23 protein-coding genes are annotated in these 20286 nt (G+C 53.5%); 9 read left to right on the top strand and 14 right to left on the bottom strand.

Annotation, left to right across the window (positions count from 1 at the left end; genetic code table 11):
* Positions 1-91 precede the first annotated feature (91 nt).
* The 3 genes from purL to grxD all read left to right on the top strand — a co-directional run bounded on the left by purL (position 92) and on the right by grxD (position 3116).
* Positions 92-2251: a phosphoribosylformylglycinamidine synthase subunit PurL gene (gene purL / locus QZ280_RS07845; protein ID WP_293442274.1), complete on the top strand. Its 2160-nt coding sequence runs from the start codon at positions 92-94 to the stop codon at positions 2249-2251.
* A gap of 66 nt (positions 2252-2317) precedes the next feature.
* The gene (locus QZ280_RS07840; protein ID WP_293442271.1) at positions 2318-2554 is read left to right on the top strand and encodes a BolA/IbaG family iron-sulfur metabolism protein; all 237 of its coding nucleotides are present in this window, start codon (positions 2318-2320) and stop codon (positions 2552-2554) included.
* Positions 2555-2753: 199 nt separating this feature from the next.
* The gene (gene grxD / locus QZ280_RS07835) at positions 2754-3116 is read left to right on the top strand and encodes a Grx4 family monothiol glutaredoxin (RefSeq protein ID WP_293442269.1); all 363 of its coding nucleotides are present in this window, start codon (positions 2754-2756) and stop codon (positions 3114-3116) included.
* Here grxD and QZ280_RS07830 read toward each other — a convergent pair.
* The 3 genes from QZ280_RS07830 to QZ280_RS07820 form a co-directional block, all read right to left on the bottom strand.
* The gene (locus tag QZ280_RS07830; protein ID WP_293442266.1) at positions 3113-3958 is read right to left on the bottom strand and encodes a lysophospholipid acyltransferase family protein; all 846 of its coding nucleotides are present in this window, start codon (positions 3956-3958) and stop codon (positions 3113-3115) included. The two genes, grxD and QZ280_RS07830, sit on opposite strands and share 4 nt — an antisense overlap.
* Complete coding sequence (locus tag QZ280_RS07825; protein ID WP_293442263.1) at positions 3955-4725, bottom strand: GNAT family N-acetyltransferase; 771 nt, start codon at positions 4723-4725, stop codon at positions 3955-3957. The genes QZ280_RS07830 and QZ280_RS07825 overlap by 4 nt, the downstream gene beginning before the upstream one ends.
* 151 nt (positions 4726-4876) lie before the next feature.
* A complete protein-coding gene (locus QZ280_RS07820; RefSeq protein WP_293442260.1) occupies positions 4877-5062 on the bottom strand; it encodes a DUF3553 domain-containing protein in 186 nt (61 codons plus the stop codon).
* Positions 5063-5193: 131 nt separating this feature from the next.
* Between QZ280_RS07820 and QZ280_RS07815 the strand changes: the two genes are divergently transcribed.
* Positions 5194-5499: a histidine phosphotransferase family protein gene (locus QZ280_RS07815; protein WP_293442257.1), complete on the top strand. Its 306-nt coding sequence runs from the start codon at positions 5194-5196 to the stop codon at positions 5497-5499.
* Between the two features lie 210 nt (positions 5500-5709).
* Here the strand turns inward: QZ280_RS07815 and QZ280_RS07810 are convergent, their stop codons facing one another.
* The 10 genes from QZ280_RS07810 to QZ280_RS07765 form a co-directional block, all read right to left on the bottom strand.
* Positions 5710-6975, bottom strand: coding sequence for a glutamate-5-semialdehyde dehydrogenase (locus tag QZ280_RS07810; protein ID WP_293442254.1), 1266 nt, complete (start codon positions 6973-6975; stop codon positions 5710-5712).
* A 15-nt stretch (positions 6976-6990) separates the two neighbouring features.
* Positions 6991-8091, bottom strand: coding sequence for a glutamate 5-kinase (gene proB, locus QZ280_RS07805; RefSeq protein WP_293442251.1), 1101 nt, complete (start codon positions 8089-8091; stop codon positions 6991-6993).
* Entirely contained in the window at positions 8079-9116 is a 1038-nt protein-coding gene (gene obgE / locus QZ280_RS07800; RefSeq protein WP_293442248.1) for a GTPase ObgE, read from the bottom strand. The genes proB and obgE overlap by 13 nt, the downstream gene beginning before the upstream one ends.
* 38 nt (positions 9117-9154) lie before the next feature.
* Positions 9155-9694: a GNAT family protein gene (locus QZ280_RS07795; protein ID WP_293442245.1), complete on the bottom strand. Its 540-nt coding sequence runs from the start codon at positions 9692-9694 to the stop codon at positions 9155-9157.
* Complete coding sequence (locus QZ280_RS07790; protein WP_293442242.1) at positions 9691-10293, bottom strand: LysE family translocator; 603 nt, start codon at positions 10291-10293, stop codon at positions 9691-9693. The genes QZ280_RS07795 and QZ280_RS07790 overlap by 4 nt, the downstream gene beginning before the upstream one ends.
* Complete coding sequence (locus QZ280_RS07785; RefSeq protein WP_293442239.1) at positions 10290-10796, bottom strand: GNAT family N-acetyltransferase; 507 nt, start codon at positions 10794-10796, stop codon at positions 10290-10292. Before QZ280_RS07785 ends, QZ280_RS07790 begins: the two co-directional genes overlap by 4 nt.
* A 74-nt stretch (positions 10797-10870) precedes the next feature.
* Positions 10871-11140, bottom strand: a complete 270-nt coding sequence (gene rpmA / locus QZ280_RS07780; protein WP_293442237.1) for a 50S ribosomal protein L27 — start codon at positions 11138-11140, stop codon at positions 10871-10873.
* Positions 11141-11151: 11 nt separating this feature from the next.
* Positions 11152-11763, bottom strand: a complete 612-nt coding sequence (locus QZ280_RS07775) for a 50S ribosomal protein L21 (protein ID WP_293442234.1) — start codon at positions 11761-11763, stop codon at positions 11152-11154.
* A gap of 513 nt (positions 11764-12276) precedes the next feature.
* A complete protein-coding gene (locus QZ280_RS07770) occupies positions 12277-12678 on the bottom strand; it encodes a cell division protein ZapA (protein WP_293442231.1) in 402 nt (133 codons plus the stop codon).
* Complete coding sequence (locus QZ280_RS07765) at positions 12671-13228, bottom strand: hypothetical protein (protein WP_293442228.1); 558 nt, start codon at positions 13226-13228, stop codon at positions 12671-12673. Before QZ280_RS07765 ends, QZ280_RS07770 begins: the two co-directional genes overlap by 8 nt.
* Positions 13229-13431: 203 nt before the next feature.
* Here QZ280_RS07765 and tkt point away from each other — a divergent pair, with 203 nt between their 5' ends.
* The 5 genes from tkt to gap (QZ280_RS07740) all read left to right on the top strand — a co-directional run bounded on the left by tkt (position 13432) and on the right by gap (QZ280_RS07740) (position 19201).
* Positions 13432-15456 carry a transketolase gene (tkt, locus tag QZ280_RS07760; protein ID WP_293442226.1) on the top strand — a complete coding sequence of 675 codons (2025 nt, stop codon included), beginning with the start codon at positions 13432-13434 and terminating at the stop codon, positions 15454-15456.
* A gap of 36 nt (positions 15457-15492) precedes the next feature.
* Entirely contained in the window at positions 15493-16596 is a 1104-nt protein-coding gene (locus tag QZ280_RS07755) for a class I SAM-dependent RNA methyltransferase (RefSeq protein ID WP_293442223.1), read from the top strand.
* Positions 16597-16871: 275 nt separating this feature from the next.
* Positions 16872-17876 (top strand): type I glyceraldehyde-3-phosphate dehydrogenase, encoded by a 1005-nt coding sequence (gene gap / locus QZ280_RS07750; RefSeq protein WP_293442220.1) that lies wholly within the window; start codon positions 16872-16874, stop codon positions 17874-17876.
* A gap of 85 nt (positions 17877-17961) precedes the next feature.
* Complete coding sequence (locus QZ280_RS07745; RefSeq protein ID WP_009828314.1) at positions 17962-18105, top strand: hypothetical protein; 144 nt, start codon at positions 17962-17964, stop codon at positions 18103-18105.
* Between the two features lie 94 nt (positions 18106-18199).
* Positions 18200-19201: a type I glyceraldehyde-3-phosphate dehydrogenase gene (gene gap, locus QZ280_RS07740; RefSeq protein ID WP_293442212.1), complete on the top strand. Its 1002-nt coding sequence runs from the start codon at positions 18200-18202 to the stop codon at positions 19199-19201.
* Positions 19202-19249: 48 nt separating this feature from the next.
* On the opposite strand, the gene QZ280_RS07735 is transcribed toward gap (QZ280_RS07740), so the two are convergent.
* The gene (locus QZ280_RS07735) at positions 19250-20239 is read right to left on the bottom strand and encodes a glyceraldehyde 3-phosphate dehydrogenase NAD-binding domain-containing protein (RefSeq protein ID WP_293442209.1); all 990 of its coding nucleotides are present in this window, start codon (positions 20237-20239) and stop codon (positions 19250-19252) included.
* Positions 20240-20286 lie beyond the last annotated feature (47 nt).

Below are 20286 nucleotides of genomic sequence, written 5' to 3'. Positions count from 1 at the left end.
TCAACGTCTGAAAAGCCCTGCTTGTCGCATTGCCCCTAGAGCGTTTAGCCAGTAAGACACGCACAAATGGACGTTTTGGGGACCAAACCAGATGCAAGAGCCTACTATCACCACCGATCTCATCGCCTCTCACGGGCTAAAACCAGATGAATATAAGGTGATTTTAGAGATCATAGGACGCGAACCAAGCTTCACCGAACTCGGTATTTTTTCCGCCATGTGGAACGAGCATTGTTCTTATAAATCCTCCAAGAAATGGCTGCGCACGCTACCAACAGAAGGTCCTCAGGTCATTTGCGGCCCCGGTGAAAACGCGGGCATTGTCGACATCGGAGACGGCCAAGCGGTTGTTTTCAAAATGGAAAGCCACAATCACCCTTCCTACATTGAACCCTACCAAGGTGCTGCGACAGGCGTGGGTGGCATTCTGCGCGATGTGTTCACCATGGGCGCCCGCCCAATTGCAGCAATGAATTCGCTTAGCTTTGGTGAGACATCTCACTCTAAAACCCGTCAGTTGGTAAACGGTGTGGTTGAAGGTGTTGGTGGATATGGCAACTGCTTTGGCGTCCCAACTGTCGGTGGTGAAGTGCGCTTTGATCCCGCCTACAACGGCAATTGCCTTGTGAACGCTTTCGCAGCGGGTCTCGCGGATACAGACAAGATTTTTTATTCAGCAGCTTCTGGCGTCGGCATGCCTGTGGTCTATCTTGGTGCAAAGACGGGCCGTGATGGCGTTGGCGGCGCGACCATGGCTTCGGCTGAATTCGACGACACAATTGAGGACAAACGTCCCACAGTCCAAGTAGGTGATCCCTTCACTGAAAAGCGCCTCATGGAAGCCACGCTAGAGTTGATGCAAACTGGTGCAGTGATTTCGATCCAAGATATGGGTGCTGCGGGCCTAACCTGCTCTGCGGTGGAAATGGGCGACAAAGGCGGGCTTGGCGTACGCCTTGATCTTGAATGCTTGCCAGTGCGTGAGACTAATATGACGGCATATGAGATGATGCTTTCGGAATCTCAGGAACGCATGCTGATGGTTCTCAAGCCCGAGTTTGAAGTAGAGGCTAAAGCCGTGTTCGACAAATGGGATCTGGATTTCGCAATCGTCGGTAAAACGATTGAGGAAGACCGCTTTTTGATCGTACACAACGGTGAGGTAAAAGCGGATCTGCCCTTGAGCAAACTCGCCTCTTCCGCGCCAGAATATGATCGTCCTTGGGTGGCGACACCCGCTGCTGAAACACTGAGCGATGTGCCGCAAATTGATCCGATTGATGCTATAAAAACAATACTGAGCAGTCCGAATTACGCCTCCAAGCGGTGGGTGTATGAGCAATATGACAGCCAGGTCATGGGTGATACCATCCGTATTCCAGGTGCAGGCGCGGGCATTGTGCGCGTACATGGCACGCCAAAGGCGCTCGCCTTCACCTCCGATGTGACGCCTCGCTATGTTATGGCGAATCCTGTTGAGGGTGGGAAACAAGCGGTGGCCGAAGCTTACCGCAACTTGACAGCTGTCGGCGCGAAGCCCTTGGCGACAACAGACAATATGAACTTTGGCAATCCTGAAAAACCCGAAATCATGGGCCAATTTGTTGGCGCAATTGATGGGATTGGCCAAGCGGTCAAAGCACTGGATATGCCCATCGTGTCGGGCAACGTCTCGCTTTATAATGAAACCGATGGCACAGGCATTCTACCTACCCCGACGATTGGCGCGGTTGGTTTGCTGGCCTCTGAAGACGAATTGATCATAGGTGATGTGCGCGACGGCCATGTCGCGATCTTGATTGGGGAAACCACGGGGCACTTGGGCCAATCTGCACTGCTCGCAGAAGTGTTCAATCGCGCTGATGGCGACGCCCCCCATGTTGATTTGGCCGCTGAATCCAAGCACGGCGATTTCATCCGCGACAACCGCGAATGGATCAAAGGCTGCACGGACCTCTCTGATGGTGGTCTTGCATTGGCCGCCTTTGAAATGGCTGCGACTGCTAACGTAGGGCTGACACTTGATAGTGCGGACACGCCCGGATTGTTTGGCGAAGACCAAGCCCGTTACCTAATCGCGTGCAACTTCGATCAAGCAGAAGCGCTTATGGGGGCTGCGACGAAAGCAGATATCCCCATAGCCTTCGTTGGCAAATTTGGCGGAGATGATGTGACGTTTGGTGGCTCTTCCGCGCCACTTGCAGAGTTGATTGCCGCCTCAGAGGAGGTATTTCCGAGCTTGTTTGCCTAAACGCCTCTTGCTCAACCCCCGTCCCACTTCTACATCTTACGCGAAGAGATTTTGAAAGGCACAGAAATGGCAATCACAGCGCAAGAGATTGAAACGCTTTTGAATGACGCTTTCCCTGAGGGGCAAGTGACGGTGCAAGGCGACGACGGTCAGCACTTTGCGGCTGAAGTGATCGATGCTTCTTTCAAAGGTAAGAACCGCGTGCAGCAACAACGCTCTGTCTATGCGGCCTTGAAGGGCAAAATGGACGGCAGTAACGGCGAATTGCACGCGTTGGCTTTGACGACAAAAGTCCCAAGTTAAGGAAAGTACCTTGCACAGGACTTGGAAAATTCTTCTTAATATTTTCCGTCCGCACAAGCATGATGCAGCCAACCCGCCATTGGGCACGGAAGCCACAGACCTCAAAATTATCAACCGCGTCAACGCTGAGAACGATAGATTAAACAAGCTAAATGATAGCTATCGCCACCGTTAAAACGACACATTAAGGAAATCAGAAATGAGCGATATTAAAGAAGCCATCCAAACAACCGTCACTGACAACGCTGTTGTGTTGTTCATGAAGGGCACAAAAGAGATGCCACAATGCGGGTTTTCATCCCGTGTGGCGGGTGTGTTGAACTACATGGGCGTTGAATTTGCGGACGTAAACGTGCTCGCAGATGAAAACATGCGCCAGGGCATTAAGGATTTCTCTGACTGGCCAACGGTCCCACAGCTCTACGTCAAAGGCGAGTTTGTTGGCGGCTGCGATATCATCACGGAAATGACGCTGTCGGGCGAGTTGGACACTCTTTTTGACGAGAATTCCGTCACTTATGACAAAGACGCGGCGGACAAAATCCGAGAATCAAACGGCTAATCCACAGCCTCATATTTAGCGATATGATGCCCGCTGCGCACTGCGGCTTCGCAGGCTAGCGCCATAGATTTACGACTGTCCGCCTCGGCCACGCGCAGAGGCGGATGATAAATCACCTCAACCTTCCCCGCTTTGCGCACCGCAAGTGTCTTTATCAAATGCGGGAAGAAATCCATCGCGCCCCACCACCCGTAAAAACGTGCCTCTTCGCCGGATGGCGCGAAATAGTTCACCGTAACAGGTTGAACCCAAAGAATATCTTTCAATTCAGGCGTAAAGAATGCCGCAAATAGCGTTGATTTGAATGGCAGCACTCGCCTCCCATCGGTCGATGTGCCCTCTGGAAAAAACAGCAGTTTGTGTCCTGCATTCAAACGCCCTTCAAACACCTCTTTTTGCGCGCGCGCTTTGCGCGGGTTGCGCTCGATGAACACCGTGCCCGTCGCTTTCGCTAATACGCCAATGCCAGGCCAACGCGCCACCTCGGACTTGGAGACAAAATACACGCGCTTCGCCGCGTTGAGTGCAAAAATATCAAGCCAAGAGCTGTGATTGGCAACTACCGCCCCCGCGTCCTGCATTTGAGTGCCCTTGACCGAGAATGGCATCCCCATCAAGCGAAACGCATTGCGACAGACAAATTGGGTAATGAAAGGCGTCATCGGACGACCCAGTCCAAAAATTGGCCGTTCTATCAAACGTAACAGCAACAAAAGGATCAGACATCCAAACACAAGAAAAAGGATTGGAACCGCTCGCATCACAAAGCGGAGCCATCCCATGAGCCCAATTGTGCTTAGATCGACTGTATCGTCGTTATCTGGGGCCCACGTCGGTGTCATCGTGCATGCTCCTTTGTGTAAAGCCTGCGTATCTTATCGCTCGTTTTGTTAACGTCCAAGACAAGGCACACATCGGTAGTGTTAAACCTGTGATCTACGTGCGCCCCGCCGCCGACACCGCCACCTAGCCGCAAATAAGCTTTGATCAAAGAGGGCATCTGCGTTATCGCGCTTTTGCGATCTATGTCATCGCTAGTATTTCCAGAAAAGACAGCACGCGGATGACGCGCGATAGGGCGAATACCCACAGGACAAAGATGGTTCTTTTGCAATAACGTCAGAGGCTTATGGAGGCATTCGATATCGGTGCCTCGAAAGCTGGCGGTGCCAAACAGAATGTCAAATTTTTCTTGCAACACATACCCCGCCAAAGCGGACCAGAGATGATACATCGCCATACCGCCACGATAGTCTTTGTGCAAACACGAGCGCCCAAGCTCCAAGAGCCGCAATCCCGACACTGTCAGCGCATCAATGTTAAATTCAGCCTCTGAGTAAAAGCCGCCTGCCCGCGCTGCCCCCTCATTATCAAGTAGCCGATACACACCGACCACTTGCTGCGAAACCGTCCCACCGCGTGCACGATCCAAAAGCAGCATATGACGCGCAAAACGATCAAAGCGGTCTTTTTCTAAACGGGTGTCATGCTCAACCAGATCGCCGTCGCCGCCAAGTTCATCCACAAAAACATCATATCGCAGTGCTTGAGCGGCACTTAGGTCTTCATCAGAGCGCGCGAAAACTATGTCGAAATGTGGCTCAGACATGCGAGGCGTGTTCCTGAATTTGTGTGCGCAAGCACTCGGACCGAGGTCTAGACGAAAAATAGAGCAAGGCACATCACGAATTTAAGAAACACTGAACTCATTCTTGACGTGTTTTAATGCAACTAAAGATTGATTTACAGAAAATTAACCTTCATCTCCCACCAAAGACAGGCACAAGAGCCACTCGAGAGCTATCGATAACAATTTTTCCAATTTCACGAAAATTCACGGTCACCCGACCATCGATCACAGATTGCACCTGTCCTAAGCCCCACTCTCTTTCACTGGGGTGGCGCACGATCATGCCGGGTTCGAGGAATGCATTCAAATCAGTCATAATCACAAGGCTCTGAGGACACTCTATTGGGTGAACATAAGCTATAATTTTCCGCTTTGGTAGGCGCGTGCATCTGTCCTGATCTGATCAGGCCAACTGGCGCGATTAACAATGGCACGGAACTCCTTTCCATGTCTGGCGCGTCTCAAAGTCCCGAAATAGAACTGATTGCACAAAGTGTAGACGCAGCGAATGCACGAATCTGCTTCTTTAGAATCGCATACGGCGCAACAAGCACCGAACAGTTCCTTGGACGCTCTGAAATAACGAGTATTTTGCGAGATTTTATAAAAGGAACGCGATTGGTACTCAATTGGCATCCGCTGGAAGATGTGACGCGCAGTGAGGTGCAATTGGTGTTCTTAGCCATCCAGTGTGCGGAACAAGCGCTTCCTTATGGTGGTCACGCTGAGGTCAAGCGCCTAAGAGGACGCTAGTCGCTCGCGCTGAGCGGCGAACGTATCAGCCTTGATCAAGATCTTTGGGACTCTTTGGCAGGCACTTCGGAGTTTAAACCCGAGGCCTACCGAGAGACGATTCCAGCGCATGTACAATTTTTGCTCTTGCCCATGCATGCGCGTGACTTGAGTCGCACGCCGAGCTACGCTCAGAGCGAAGCTGAGGTCACCTTGCTCGTTTGAAAGCCACTACGCACGCGTCGCGCCATCACCTTCGACAAGGTATTTGAAGCTTGTCAATTGCGCGCCACCAACAGGTCCGCGCGCGTGCATCTTGCCTGTTGCGATGCCAATTTCAGCCCCCATGCCAAACTCCCCACCATCCGCAAACTGGGTGGAGGCATTGCGCATCAAAATCGCACTATCAAGCTGACTAAAGAACTGCGCTGCGGCGCGATCATCCTCTGTCATGATGCAATCGGTATGGTTCGAACCAAACGTGCGGATATGCGCAATCGCTGCATCGCAATCATCGACAACTTTAACAGCGATAATCATATCCAAAAATTCTTGGCCAAAATCATCCGCAGTGGCGGGCGTGGTGCCCTTAATCTCTGCCAATGCGCCCTCTGCGCGCACCTCGACACCAGCATCCATCAACGCGCGCACAAGATCTTGGCCGATCGTATCCACAACGTCCTTATGGATCAGCAAACACTCCGCTGACCCGCAAATCCCTGTGCGGCGGGTCTTGGCGTTCAGCACCACGTCCAGCGTCTTGGCCGGATCCGCTGCCGCATCCACATAGATATGCACGATACCCTCAAGATGCGCGAACACAGGCACGCGCGCTTCGCGTTGCACGAGGCCCACAAGACCCTTGCCCCCGCGCGGCACAATTACATCAATCGTGTCAGTCATAGTCAGCATTTCTTGCACAGCCGCGCGATCACGCGTTGGCACCAGTTGAATGCTGTCCGCAGGCAGTCCCGCTTTCACCGCACCATCGACCATTGCTGCGTGGATCGCACCGGAGCTATGAAAGCTCTCAGAACCGCCGCGCAAGATCACCGCATTGCCGGACTTGAGACACAAAGCTCCCGCGTCCGCCGTCACATTAGGGCGGCTTTCATAGATGACGCCGATAACACCCAAAGGGGTGCGCACGCGGCGAATGTTCAAACCGGACGGCATATCCCATTGCGCAAGTAGTTCCCCAACAGGATCAGCCTGTTCCGCCACTGCGCGCAGCCCGTCAACGATCCCTTGGATGCGCTCTTCGTCGAGCATCAAACGGTCCATCATCGCATCAGAAAGGCCTTTGTTGCGTCCATATTCCAAATCGAGGAGGTTCGCAGCAACAATCGCGTCACGGGTCTTCCAAACTGCTTCCGCAGCACCGATCAAAGCAGCATGTTTGCGCTCTGCACTGGCGCTCGCAAGTACGGCAGAGGCGGCTTTCGCGCGCGCACCTATGTCGGCCATCAAGGCCGGAATATCTTCAAAAACTTTCATCACTGCCTCCGAGTTCTAAATTGCCATATCATCTCTGTGAATAAGGGCTGCACGTCCCGCATACCCTAGAATATCTTCAATTTCAGTGCTGCGATGACCCTTGATCTCGTCAGCTTCAACACTGGTGTAACGGGTCAGCCCATAACCCAATGTGTGCCCGTCCGGCCCTTCAATCGCAATACTATCGCCGCGCTCAAATTGACCGATGACTGCGACAACCCCCGCAGGCAGCAAGGATTTACCCGCCGTGAGCGCTTTGGCCGCCCCCGCATCCAAACGCACGGCACCGCGTGGCTTCATCGCGAATATCCACGCTTTGCGCGCCAAATGGGGATCCGTTTGCGCAACAAATCGCGTAGCCTTCGCCCCCGCTTCTAATGCCTGGATCGGGCGCAAGACCGAGCCTTCGGAAATGATCATCGCACAGCCTGCAGCCATCGCAGTTTTGGCCGCCATCACCTTTGTTTTCATGCCGCCTTTGGACAGGCCTGACGTCGGATCACCCGCCATCTCTTCGATCTCTGGCGTGATTGCGTCCACGGTTTCAAAGCGGGTCGCGGCAGGGTCCAGCATAGGGTTCGCGGTATAAAGGCCATCGACGTCCGAGAGCAAAATCAAATGATCCGCACCCACTGTAACGGCCACTTGCGCAGCTAAACGATCATTGTCGCCAAAGCGGATTTCATCCGTCGCTACAGTGTCGTTTTCATTGACGATTGGCACCGCGCCAAGAGTCAAAAGCTGCTCAAGCGTCGCGCGGGAATTGAGATAGCGTCGTCTGTTGGCGCTGTCTTCTAACGTCACAAGCACTTGTGCGGCGGTGATCTTATACGGAGCCAGCGCTTCCTCATAGGCGCGCGCGAGGCGAATCTGCCCAACAGCCGCCGCCGCTTGGCTTTGCTCAAGGGCGAGCGCAGTATTTCGTAATCCAAGCGCACCGCGCCCCAAGGCGATAGAGCCTGAGGAGACTAAGACGACGTTTACCCCGCGCGCGCGCAACATTGCGACATCTTCCGCGAGCCCCGTCAACCAATCTGCGCGCAAGCGACCATTCTCGACCAACAGCGCCGAGCCGATCTTGATCACAACGCGTTTGGCACTCCTTAGGGTTGCCACGGCGTATCCTCCGCCTCGCCCAAATGTGCGCGCAGGCGATTGTCATCAATCTCTGCTCGCAAGGCGCGCAGCACGTCTGTCGTGCCCAACTTAGCAGCCCCTGACATTTCCATAACAGGACTACCGGATGCCTCTTCCAATGCGGCTTTCGCTTCTGCGCGCATCTCTGCATCAAGCGCGTCGACTTTGTTGAGCACAGTGACGCGCGGCTTTTCGGCCAGCTCTCCACCGTAAGCTTCAAGCTCACCAATGATGGTGTTGTAGTCATCCGCGATGTTTTCAGACGTCCCATCAATCAAATGCAACAAGACTGCGCATCGTTCCACATGGCCCAAGAAACGTACGCCAAGACCGACGCCTTCATGTGCGCCCTCAATAAGGCCAGGGATGTCAGCGACAACAAATTCAACGTTATCAACGCCAACCACGCCGAGGTTCGGGTGCAATGTGGTGAACGGATAATCTGCAATCTTTGGTCGAGCATTTGATGTCGCTGCCAAGAACGTGGATTTGCCAGCGTTCGGCAGACCCAAAAGGCCCACATCTGCAATGAGTTTTAGGCGTAGCCAGATCGTACGCTCCACCCCTTCCTGACCAGGGTTGGCGCGACGCGGTGCTTGATTGGTCGCAGATTTAAAATGCAGGTTTCCAAAACCGCCATTGCCACCTTTGGCGATCAAAACCCGCTGACCCAGATCGGTCATATCCGCGATGACCGTTTCCTGATCTTCGTCCATGATCTCAGTACCAACAGGTACGCGCAGAATTATATCATCACCATCTTTACCCGTACGGCCCTGCCCCATACCCGGCTGACCGCTTTTGGCAAAGAAATGCTGCTGATACCGAAAATCGATCAGCGTGTTCAAACCATCTACAGTTTCAACCCAAACAGAGCCACCACAGCCACCGTCGCCGCCATTTGGGCCACCGTATTCAATAAATTTCTCACGGCGAAAGCTGACAGATCCGCCACCGCCGCCGCCACTACGAATGTAAACTTTGGCCAGATCGAGAAATTTCATGTCAGTGCTTTCTGTTGCTTACCGCGCGGTCTACGCGCTTAACCGAGTTTGCGCAAATAGGTCCATGTGGCCAGATTCGCCGCGCGCGCGACAACATAGGTCTCCGCATCGCCAATATAGTCGAACCCAACGTTTGTGAGCACTTTGGCAGAGGCGGGATTGTCCTGAAAAATCGATGCAAAGAACGTCTTGTTCCCCAGTGGATTCGCATTTATGGGTTCGGCAACCGCATCAGAGGCTGCGCCCGTGTTCCAATAGGCAGGCGAAACCCATCCCTTCAATTCCGCTTGATCCTCATCCAACCGATTAAGCGCGATAAGGCCGATCAGATCCGGTCCGTCTTGCGCGCTAAGATCGAGCGCCCAGATCTCTTGCTGATGCACACCATCACCTGCGCGTGCAATGAGCGCCTCTGTGGTGCCAGAAGGCAAAGGATGAGGAATGTTGCTGGTCATTTTGGCAACGCGCGCATCGCTAGTATAGAGCTCAATCAGGCCCACATCCACAGTTTTCAGTGGGCGGAGCATCAAAGTGTCGCCGTCAATCACAGTTAGCGGGAATTTTGTCATCGCATTCATGCTGTTGCGCCTCCAAACAAAACGAAAAGGACAGACGCGACTGTAAGCGCGGCTAAGGTCCACATAAGATAGGTTTCCGCCCGCGTGCCCGCGACAGATTGTGCAATTTTGTGACCTGCAAAAGTCCAAATTGGGTGCAACACGATCTGGCATCCCAATAGACACGCAGCGATAATTGCCGTTGCTTCAAGCGTTGGTGTGCCAGGGGAGACGAAAGCCGTAAAGCCACCCACAATCATTGCCCATGCTTTGGGATTAAGCGGATGCACGATCAACCCCGCAGCGAAACCCGGCGCTTTTGCTTCAGATTGCGTGTTGAGGCGCAAGTTGGCGACCTTCCAAGCAAGCCAAATGATATAGGCGGCCGAAATGTATTTAAGGGCAACGAACAGAATCGGCACGCTCTCAGCCAAGCTCATCAAGCCAAATCCAATGGGCCAGATGATAAGCTGCTTGCCAAGCGCGACACCGGCGACAAATGGAAGGGCGGCCTTGAACCCAAAGCGCGCGCCAGTAGCCATAAGCGCCATGTTAGCGGGACCGGGCGTACCCACTTGCGAAGCAGCAAAAATTAGGAAAAGCCCAAAATTAACGCTCATGATGTGTGTCCTTCCCATCGAGAGCTATCTAAAATCATCCGTTGGATGCTGACAGCTCTCATCACGTTTGACGTCGCTTGAATGACTTCGGCTTCTTGAAACCCTAGTTTATCCACAACGCTACACGATGCGATATTCTCCAAATGATATCCCAAAATCAAACTAGGATGATCCTCTATGAAATAATCACTCAAGACAACGTTGGCGGCTTCAGGCATATAACCTTGGCCCCAGAACGGTTTGCCCAACCAATAACCAAGTTGCGCACCGTAAGAGATGCAGCCCATGAAAACATTGTCGCAGCAAATCGCAGAATACACTTCCACGCCTTGCGAAGTAACGCAGCTGACGAAATCTTTAGCGTCAGCGCATAAATACGACCAAGGTACAAGCGTCAGCCATTTGTCAACTTTCACATTATTGATAATCGCGAAAAGAGTATCAGCGTCCATTATTTCAATATGACGCAACACAAGGCGATCAGTTTCAATGTGAGGTGTCATTGACCAAGCCTCCAAAAGAAAAAGGATCGGCGTTTCCACCGATCCCTTGAATGTCATAGCAATTTAGAAACGGCTTATTCAGCGGCCTCCGCGACCGGGAGAACCGAAATAAATGTACGGCCTTTAAGGCCCTTGTGGAACTTAACCGCACCGTCTGTCACAGCAAAGATCGTGTGATCTTTACCAAGACCAACGCCCTCGCCCGGCCAGAACTTTGTGCCACGCTGACGAACTATGATGTTACCCGCGATTGCCGCTTGGCCACCGTAGAGTTTTACACCAAGACGGCGACCCGCTGAGTCACGACCATTGCGGGATGAGCCGCCTGCTTTTTTATGTGCCATCTGGTCTCTCCTTAGCCTTTAGCCAAAGTGCTGGCCTGTTCGACCCACTCAGCTTTCACTTTCACTGCGTCAAAAGTATCAACATCAATTGCAGCAATTTGCTTATACGTTGTGATGCCAGCCTCGTTCAGCTTTTTCACTGCCGCGGGACCTACACCGGTGATCGCAGTAAGATCGTCAGATCCTGCGGAAGTTGGCGCTGTTGTTGCCTTTACTGCAGCCTTCTTAGGCGCAGAATTCGGGGCAGTTTCACCACCACCAGAAACAGCCCCTGCACCAATCGCAGCTTTCACGCCGGACCTGTCGCCACCGGACGCAAGGATGTCACCAATACGTACCAAAGTCAGCTTCTGACGGTGACCTTTTGTACGCTGGGAGCCGTGCTTACGACGACGTTTGACGAAGTTGATAACTTTTTCGCCTTTGATCTGGTCCACGACCTCGGCCTGAACGGCAGCGCCGTCAACCATAGGTGCGCCGACGACAGTCTTGTCGCCGCCCAGCATCAGGATTTCGTTGAATTGTACGGTTTCACCCGCATCAGCCGCTAGCTTTTCCACTCGTAGCATATCGCCAGACTGGACCTTATATTGCTTGCCGCCGGTTTTCATTACCGCGAACATATTTGTTCTTCCTTGTCTTCCGCGTTTCTAGGGTCCCGTTCCCGGCGTTTCTAAGGGGATCTCACCCTACCCATAAACAGCGTGCACCGTATGTGCGTCATTAAAATGCATCCACAAACGGGAATCCCAGCGCAGATTAGGGGCTTATGTGATGTAAGTAGTGGGCTGTCAAGGCGAAGCTGGCGCAGATTTGATCTCTAAATCGAAGACGATGATGCCATCTGCTCCACCTTCGCAGATCGTGCACAGATTCGCATCGGGTACGAGGTATTCAAGGTGCTCTTCATACCGGGCGAGAGCGCCTTTGTCAGTAAAGCGGATCACAAACGATCGGTATAGTCAGTCGATTTGCTTTCGAAATCACGATTAGGACCAGATTCGAAACTAAGAATGCCATAAAGTGACATGCTCAGGTTTGACAACCGCTCAAAAACCTCAGCTCTCTCGGAAGTGCTCACACGCGGCAAGACATTGCAAAAGACGGCATGAAGGATCACCCTAAGGACCCCAACCCTATGACGCCGCCTGCCCTTTTTCTTCGATCGCAGCGGCGAGCGATTCTGCACGCGCGGCGATTTCAGCCAAGGTCTCGCTGATGTGGCTTGGAATAACAGGCACTTCTACTTTTTCATGCGCACGTGCCGGTTTGTTTTGAAGCGCGGTCAATTCGCTTCGCACGGCTGCGAGTTCTTTTTCTAGCCCACGTGCTTTGTCTTCCGTCGCAGCAGTTTTATCGGCAAGCATCAAACCGGCCATCAACAACATCCGTGGTTCTGGAATGCGGCCTATTTGGCTCGCCAAAGTTTGCGCTTCCGTATCGAGGATGCCCGCCGCCGAATGCAAGTACTTCTCTTCACCTTCTTGGCAGGCCACTTCGAATTGACGTCCACCGATGGAAATTACGACTTCAGGCATCAGAGCTCCCCTTTGCATCGTCAGCTTTCGCCGCATCTTGCGCTGCGCGTTTCACCAAGGGTTCAAGCGCTGCAAGTACCGCATCTGCCTGAGCCATTTCTACCGAGCGTGTCGCGCGCAAAGTTTCTAGTTCTGCAAGCATCGCTTTATTGATCAAATGTGGCTCGTTCAAACCCTGCTCTAAGGCGTCGCGTAATCCGAGGTTCGATTGACGCAAATCTTCAGCAGCGCGGCGCAGGCGCTGCAGTTCACTATCCAGCTTGGCCGTGGTCCGTTTTTGCTCTGCTGCTTGAATGTCCACTGCAGAAGCATGGCGATCCGCCGTGTCGCGCACAGACTTCATTCGCTCTTCCAATTGCGCATTCGCCAACTTTTCGTCGTTTAGCGCTTTTTCAAGCTCGTCCACGCGTGCGGCGGTGACGTCCAACGACGCTTGCATTTCAGCCGGATAAGAACCCTCAGGCGCAGGGGGCGCTAGTCCGTCCAGTCCAGTTCCAATTCGATCCAGCGCCGCAGTGATCCGGCGCTCGAGCTCGGTGATGTCGCTCATCGTGCTCTCCCTCGTCTTTCAAAACTTGGCCACATGTCTCACGCGAATCGCTTCTTTGTGCGGCTTTTCTTAACTTTAGCCAAAGGCAAAGCGAAATACTCCCCCCCTTTTAACCCAGACACTTATGCAGCGCGCTTGATCTTTGCCCATAGCTTGATATGCAACGCGCGAACGCTCACTGCTTCTCACAAAGGACGACCCTTTTGGATATTGCTGCTCTCCGCTCCGCCAATCCTGATCACTGGAACAAAGCCACCGCTATTCGCGCGCTGACCTTGGACGCGATCCATGCCGCCAATTCAGGCCACTCAGGTATGCCGATGGGCATGGCTGATGTTGCGACTGTGCTGTTTGAAAAGCACATGAAGTTTGACGCGAGCGCGCCGCTTTGGGCAGATCGCGATCGCTTTATACTGTCTGCGGGTCATGGCTCTATGCTGCTTTATTCCCTGCTCTATCTTGTGGGCGACGCACAGATCACTTTGGATCAGGTGAAGAACTTCCGTCAAAAGGGCGCGTTGACAGCGGGTCATCCCGAGAATTTCCTTGCAGATGCCATTGAGACAACGACAGGCCCATTGGGCCAAGGCATTGCCAATTCTGTCGGTTTTGCGATGGCCGAAGAAATCCAACGTGCTCGCTTTGGCAAGAAAGTTGTCGATCACTATACATATGTGATCGCGGGTGACGGTTGCTTGATGGAAGGTGTCAGCCAAGAGGCGATCGGCATTGCAGGACGTCACGAGCTGGGCAAACTGATCGTACTTTGGGACAACAACAACATCACCATCGATGGCACGGTTGAGTTGTCTGATCGTACAGATCAAATGATGCGTTTTAAGGCCTCCGGCTGGCACGTTCAGGAAATTGACGGCCATAATCCTGAAGAAATTGACGCAGCGATCACAGCCGCGAAGAAGTCCAAAAAGCCGTCGATGATTGCATGTAAAACACACATCGCACTGGGCCACGCGGCGCAAGATACCTCCAAAGGCCACGGCGCATTGACAGATGACTCGCAAATGGCGGACGCCAAGGCGCTTTACGGTTGGACCTCAGGTCCATTCGAAGTACCAAGCAAAATCAAATCCACTTGGGAGGCCATCGGTGCACGCGGCGCATCCGAGCATGCCGCTTGGAAAGAGCGTTTCGCAAGTATTCCAAACAACAAACAGGCAGAGTTCACACGCGCCTACGATCTGGAAACGCCGAAAAAACTGGCCGCGACGATCAAAGCTTTTAAAAAACAGGTTACAGAGAGCGCGCCAAAGGTGGCAACGCGAAAAGCTTCCGAGATGACGCTGCAAGTGATCAACCCGATAATGCAAGAAACTGTTGGTGGATCTGCGGACCTTACAGGCTCCAATAACACTAGGACCGGTGATATGGGCGTGTTCGACACAGACAACCGAGAGGGTCGCTATGTGTATTGGGGTATTCGCGAGCATGGCATGTCGTCTGCAATGAACGGCATGGCGCTGCACGGCGGCATTCGTCCTTATGGTGGCACATTCATGTGTTTCACCGATTATGCGCGACCTGCGATGCGTCTTGCGGCTTTGTCCAAGATCCCGACCGTCTTCGTGATGACCCACGACAGCATTGGTTTGGGTGAAGATGGCCCAACGCATCAACCTGTAGAACACCTAGCAATTTCGCGCAGCACTCCAAACACTTATGTGTTCCGCCCCGCGGATACGGTCGAAACCGCGGAAAGCTGGGAAGTCGCGCTGACAAGCAAAACGACGCCATCTGTTCTGGCACTTTCACGTCAAAACCTTCCAACCGTGCGCCTAGAGCATAAGACAAAGAACCTTTCCGCACAGGGTGGCTACGTGCTGGCCGATGCGGATGGCAAGCGTCAGGCAATCATCATGGCCTCCGGTTCCGAGGTCGAAATCGCCCTAGCCGCGCGTGATCTGTTGCAAGCTGACGGCATCGGTACGCGCGTAGTTTCTATGCCCTGCATGGAACTTTTCGCCGAGCAAGATGCATCCTACCGTAAGCGCGTTCTACCGGGCGGCCCTGTACGTGTTGCTGTCGAAGCAGGTGTTCGTATGGGCTGGGATCAATGGCTCTTAGGCGAGCGTGGCCGCGAGGCGAAAGCTGATTTCGTTGGGATGGACAGCTTTGGTGCCTCGGCTCCTGCAGATGAACTTTATGAGCATTTCGACATCACAGTAGCGGCGACCGCTGCGAAAGTGAAATCGCTATTGGGGCTTAGCTAAGGTGCCCTGCGTGCTGCAGCACGCAGGGCACATCACATGAAACCCTTTGAAATCTTCTGCGCCTGCCCTCCGGGACTAGAGCACTACCTTCACACCGAAGCACTTGAAGAAGGCTTCAAAGGCGCAGAAATAGCAGCCGGAGGAATCACATTTATGGGTCTTTGGCCCAACGTGATGCGCGCCAATTTGAAACTGCGCGGGGCGTCGCGAGTGCTCGCACGTTTTGCCAGCTTTCGCAGCTTCAACCTCAGCCAGCTCGAAAAACAGACCCGCACACTAGAATGGAGTACGCTGCTGCTGGCGAATACTCCCTTTCGCGTTGACGTCACCACACGCAAATCGAAGATCTACCATGCGGGAGCCGCGAAAGAGCGCATAGAAAAGGCAATAAACGAACATGTAGGCACCACAATCGCCGACAACCCCATCAAAATCATGGTCCGCATTGACGATAACCTGTGCACTTTTTCCATCGATACATCCGGCGACCCGCTCCACCAGCGCGGTCATAAAGAAGCGGTCGGAAAAGCCCCTATGCGCGAAACCCTTGCCGCCCTTTTTCTGCGCGCCAGTGGCTTTGACGGCACCGAACCTGTGCTCGACCCCATGTGTGGATCTGGCACGTTCGTCCTGGAAGCCGCTGAAATCGCGTGCAATCTCAAACCAGGCCGCTCGCGTGGCTTCGCCTTCGAGCGCCTGGCAACCTTTATGCCTGACCGTTGGGCCGAATTACGCAGCGATCTAACACCAACCGAAACAAATATTCACTTCCATGGATCGGATCGCAACGCAGGCGCAATTTCCAACGCAGAAGCCAACGCGGCCCGCGCAGGCGTCGCGCAGAACTGCAGTTTCACTGAAGCTGCTATCAGCGATCTACAACGCCCCGATGGCCCACCCGGTTTGATTATCCTCAACCCACCTTACGGTGCCCGTATTGGCGATAAGAAACAACTCTACGCGCTCTACGGCGCGCTCGGCAGCACGCTGAAGGCCCGCTTCAAAGGTTGGCGTGTAGCGATCATCACAACCGATAGCGACCTCGCGCGCACCTCTAGCTTGCCTTTCAACGAAACCAGCGCCCCAATCCCGCACGGCGGCCTTAAAGTACGCCTACACCAAACAAAAGCACTGAGCTAACCCAGTCATCTTGCCTTTAAACTCTGGGGGTTTGGAGGCTGACCCCAGCTATTCCGATCATGAAATGATTGGAATTCAAAAGCCCCGAATCAAATCTGCTCGTATAGCAAACTGTTACCGCAATCATTTCTGAAACCCTCAAACCCGTTAGCGCAACCACTCATAAACACTCCAAGTTTATCGCTAACACATTGCCAATATTCACCTTTTTCTTTGGCTCCTCGCCCGCCAGCCCGCTATACCTCCCCCAACGACAGCGTCTGCAGGAGACCACTATGACCGTAACTTTAGGCATCAACGGCTTTGGGCGCATCGGACGCTCCACACTCGCCCATATCGCGGAAGCTGCGCGCAATGATGTCCAAGTAGTCAAGATCAACGCAACAGGGCCAATTGAAACCAGCGCACATTTGCTGCGTTACGACAGCGTGCACGGCCGCTTCCCTGGCGATGTAAAAGTCTCAGGCAACACCATGGATCTGGGGCGCGGCCCGATGGAAATGTTCTCGACCTACGACCCGCAAGAGCTTGATTGGAGCGGTTGCGACGTTGTCCTCGAATGCACAGGCAAGTTCAATGACGGCGAAAAAGCCGCCGTTCATATAGAACGTGGTGCGAAATCCGTCCTCATCTCTGCCCCCGCAAAAAACGTGCAACGCACGGTCGTTTACGGCGTGAACCACCGCGATATGATCGCTGGTGAAACAATGATCTCTAACGGGTCCTGCACGACCAACTGTCTCGCTCCCCTCGCGAAAGTCTTGGACGAAGCTATCGGTATCGAGCGGGGCATTATGACGACCATCCATTCCTACACAGGCGATCAGCCGATGTTGGATCGCCGCCACTACGATCTGTACCGTGCGCGCGCCGCTGCAATGGCCATGATCCCCACCTCGACAGGAGCAGCCAAAGCTTTGGGCGAAGTGCTTCCAAACCTCAAAGGCAAGCTTGATGGCACCTCTATGCGCGTGCCGACACCCAACGTCTCCGCGGTTGATTTGACCTTTGAAGCAAAACAAAATGTCACCGTCGCAGATGTGAATGAAGTCGTAGAAGAAGCAGCGGGAGGCCACATGGGTGCAGTGTTGTCCTATGATCCAGAACCAAAAGTTTCGATCGATTTCAACCACACAGAGCACAGCTGTATCTTTGCGCCGGATCAAACCAAAGTTGTTGGTGGCCGTACCGTGCGGGTTTTGGCATGGTATGACAATGAATGGGGCTTTTCAGCCCGCATGGCCGATGTTGCGGCTACTTTGGGTCGCTTGAACCACTAGGACACACGCAGACCTGACAATGGTCCCTTGGTTTTTCGAACTGGCTGGCGCATCTTGACGCGAGCCAATCAGATTGAGCAAGAGCATGACAAACACTATCGCCATTTGCCTCGGGGTTTTGATTGTGGCTGGCCTGATTGCCGACGCGATTTGGGCCGATTGGGCAAACCTTGTCTTTCTTTTCAAAAAATTTACGGCTTTTACCGAATGGATGGCATTCTGGCGCTAGTTTGGTCACTTCGGTGCTCCGCCTCTTGACTTTATCTTGCATTTACAATTGTTAGCGCTAACGAAATCGCACTTATTAAAGATGGGACCTGAGCATGGCTGTAAAAGTAGCAATTAACGGATTTGGACGCATCGGCCGCAATGTTTTGCGCGCTATCATCGAAAGTGGTCGCACAGACATTGAAGTTATCGCGATCAACGATCTTGGCCCCGTAGCGACCAACGCGCATCTTCTGCAATACGATAGTGTGCATGGCCGTTTCCCTGCAAAAGTGACGCATGACGACTCCTCCATTGATGTCGGTCGCGGACCGATTGCGGTCACCGCGATCCGCAATCCAGCGGATCTGCCTTGGCCAGATGTCGATATCGTGATGGAATGCACAGGCATCTTTACGGATAAAGAAAAAGCCGAGGTACACTTAGAGAACGGCGCAAGCCGCGTGCTGATCTCTGCCCCCTCAAAAGGTGCGGATAAAACAATTGTTTACGGCGTGAACAGCGACACGTTGACGGGCGAGGATCTGATTGTCTCCAACGCATCCTGCACCACAAACTGCCTCGCCCCAGTTGCCAGCGTGTTGAACGCAGCCTTTGGTATCAAACGCGGGTTCATGACGACCGTACACAGCTACACAGGCGATCAACCAGCGCTCGATACAATGCACTCCGATCTCTACCGCGCGCGCGCCGCCGCGATGAGCATGATCCCAACCTCCACAGGTGCCGCCAAGGCCGTCGGCCTCGTGCTGCCAGAGCTTGCGGGCAAGCTTGACGGCGTCGCAATCCGTGTGCCGACGCCAAACGTTTCCGCTGTTGATCTGACGTTTGAAACCGCGCGCGATGTGACTGTGGAGGAAATCAACGCCGCGATTAAGGTCGCAGCTGATGGGCCCCTCATGGGCGTTTTGGAGCACAATGAGAACAAGCTTGTCTCCATGGATTTCAACCACGACCCGCACAGCTCCATCTTTGCTGCGGATCAAACCAAGGTTATGGACGGCAACTTGTGCCGCATTCTGGCTTGGTATGACAATGAATGGGGCTTCTCAAACCGCATGGCAGATACGGCCGTTGCGATGGGCAAATTCCTGTAATTTAGAGAAAATAGACTGCGGGGGTAGCGTGATTCCTCCCCCGCAGCGCTATCTCTGCGCCATGCGCTGCGCGAGCTCTAACATACGCATCGAAAAGCCCCACTCGTTGTCGTACCAGCCGAACACCCGAAGCAATCCACCGATTGACACGGATAGTTCTGGCCCAACCAACACCAAAGACTCTGGTCTCATCCGCAGATCTGAGGAGACCAGCGGTTGTTCGGTCCATCCAAGAATGTTGCTCGACGCCTCTTTTAGATAGGTGCGCACCATATCCGTTGTGACACTTGCGCGGGTCTGCACGGTCAGGTCAATCGCAGACACACTGGCAGTAGGCACACGAATGGCGCGGGCCTCAATACGACCTGCAAGATGCGGCAGAACCTCTCCACACAAACGCTGCGCACTTGTGCTAGTGGGCACCATCGACAAAGCCGCCGCGCGGCTGCGCGCAAAATCGGCACCGGGTTTGTCCACAGTTGGCTGACTGCCCGTGTAACAATGAACCGTCGTCATGTGACCGCTTTCGACACCATACGCCTCATCCAGAACCCGCAACAAAGGAGCCAGTGCGTTGGTGGTGCAAGAGGCGTTTGACACAATCTTCGCCACACCCAATTCATGATCATTGGCCCCCAAGACAATTGTTTTGTCTGCGGTATCCGACGGGCCAGAAATCAATACCGCACCCGCGCCCGCATCCATGCCACGGGTGGCAATCGCGCGGTTTCCTGCAAGCCCTGTGCACTCCAAAACGACGTCAACGTTGGACAAATCAAGCGTACTCAGGTCTTGCGTATGACGAAAATCTATCGGCGCGCCGTCCAATATCAAACAACCCGCGTCATACGAGACCGACCCACTAAAGCGTCCGAAAACGCTATCATATTCAAAGAGATAGGCACAGACATCCAAAGGTTGGATGTCATTGATTAAGACCAACTCAAAGGGCAAATCGGTGCCGCGTAGAATGCGCAGAATGGATCGGCCAATGCGGCCAAACCCATTTAAAGCGATGCGTGTTTTTCTATCTGTCATGGGGTGAGTGTTGCCGCAAAGCCCGTCGCAATCCAAGCGAACAATTG

The organism is Planktotalea sp. (assembly GCF_018607995.1).
Classification (GTDB): Bacteria; Pseudomonadota; Alphaproteobacteria; order Rhodobacterales; family Rhodobacteraceae; genus Planktotalea.
This window is presented reverse-complemented; position numbering and strand designations above follow the sequence as displayed.

Excerpts from the sequence above, each read along its gene's own strand:
- QZ280_RS07820 (WP_293442260.1), bottom strand. The coding sequence starts at position 5,062 with ATGACTGATTTGAATGCATTCCTCGAACCCGGCATGATCGTGCGCCAC.
- QZ280_RS07830 (WP_293442266.1), bottom strand. The coding sequence starts at position 3,958 with ATGACACCGACGTGGGCCCCAGATAACGACGATACAGTCGATCTAAGC.
- gap (WP_293442220.1), top strand. The coding sequence starts at position 16,872 with ATGACCGTAACTTTAGGCATCAACGGCTTTGGGCGCATCGGACGCTCC.
- QZ280_RS07745 (WP_009828314.1), top strand. The coding sequence starts at position 17,962 with ATGACAAACACTATCGCCATTTGCCTCGGGGTTTTGATTGTGGCTGGC.
- rpmA (WP_293442237.1), bottom strand. The coding sequence starts at position 11,140 with ATGGCACATAAAAAAGCAGGCGGCTCATCCCGCAATGGTCGTGACTCA.
- QZ280_RS07790 (WP_293442242.1), bottom strand. The coding sequence starts at position 10,293 with ATGAGCGTTAATTTTGGGCTTTTCCTAATTTTTGCTGCTTCGCAAGTG.
- QZ280_RS07840 (WP_293442271.1), top strand. The coding sequence starts at position 2,318 with ATGGCAATCACAGCGCAAGAGATTGAAACGCTTTTGAATGACGCTTTC.
- QZ280_RS07815 (WP_293442257.1), top strand. The coding sequence starts at position 5,194 with ATGTCTGGCGCGTCTCAAAGTCCCGAAATAGAACTGATTGCACAAAGT.
- gap (WP_293442212.1), top strand. The coding sequence starts at position 18,200 with ATGGCTGTAAAAGTAGCAATTAACGGATTTGGACGCATCGGCCGCAAT.
- QZ280_RS07735 (WP_293442209.1), bottom strand. The coding sequence starts at position 20,239 with ATGACAGATAGAAAAACACGCATCGCTTTAAATGGGTTTGGCCGCATT.
- grxD (WP_293442269.1), top strand. The coding sequence starts at position 2,754 with ATGAGCGATATTAAAGAAGCCATCCAAACAACCGTCACTGACAACGCT.
- QZ280_RS07825 (WP_293442263.1), bottom strand. The coding sequence starts at position 4,725 with ATGTCTGAGCCACATTTCGACATAGTTTTCGCGCGCTCTGATGAAGAC.
- QZ280_RS07765 (WP_293442228.1), bottom strand. The coding sequence starts at position 13,228 with ATGAGCGACATCACCGAGCTCGAGCGCCGGATCACTGCGGCGCTGGAT.
- QZ280_RS07775 (WP_293442234.1), bottom strand. The coding sequence starts at position 11,763 with ATGTTCGCGGTAATGAAAACCGGCGGCAAGCAATATAAGGTCCAGTCT.
- purL (WP_293442274.1), top strand. The coding sequence starts at position 92 with ATGCAAGAGCCTACTATCACCACCGATCTCATCGCCTCTCACGGGCTA.
- QZ280_RS07795 (WP_293442245.1), bottom strand. The coding sequence starts at position 9,694 with ATGAATGCGATGACAAAATTCCCGCTAACTGTGATTGACGGCGACACT.
- QZ280_RS07810 (WP_293442254.1), bottom strand. The coding sequence starts at position 6,975 with ATGAAAGTTTTTGAAGATATTCCGGCCTTGATGGCCGACATAGGTGCG.
- QZ280_RS07770 (WP_293442231.1), bottom strand. The coding sequence starts at position 12,678 with ATGCCTGAAGTCGTAATTTCCATCGGTGGACGTCAATTCGAAGTGGCC.
- obgE (WP_293442248.1), bottom strand. The coding sequence starts at position 9,116 with ATGAAATTTCTCGATCTGGCCAAAGTTTACATTCGTAGTGGCGGCGGC.
- QZ280_RS07785 (WP_293442239.1), bottom strand. The coding sequence starts at position 10,796 with ATGACACCTCACATTGAAACTGATCGCCTTGTGTTGCGTCATATTGAA.
- QZ280_RS07755 (WP_293442223.1), top strand. The coding sequence starts at position 15,493 with ATGAAACCCTTTGAAATCTTCTGCGCCTGCCCTCCGGGACTAGAGCAC.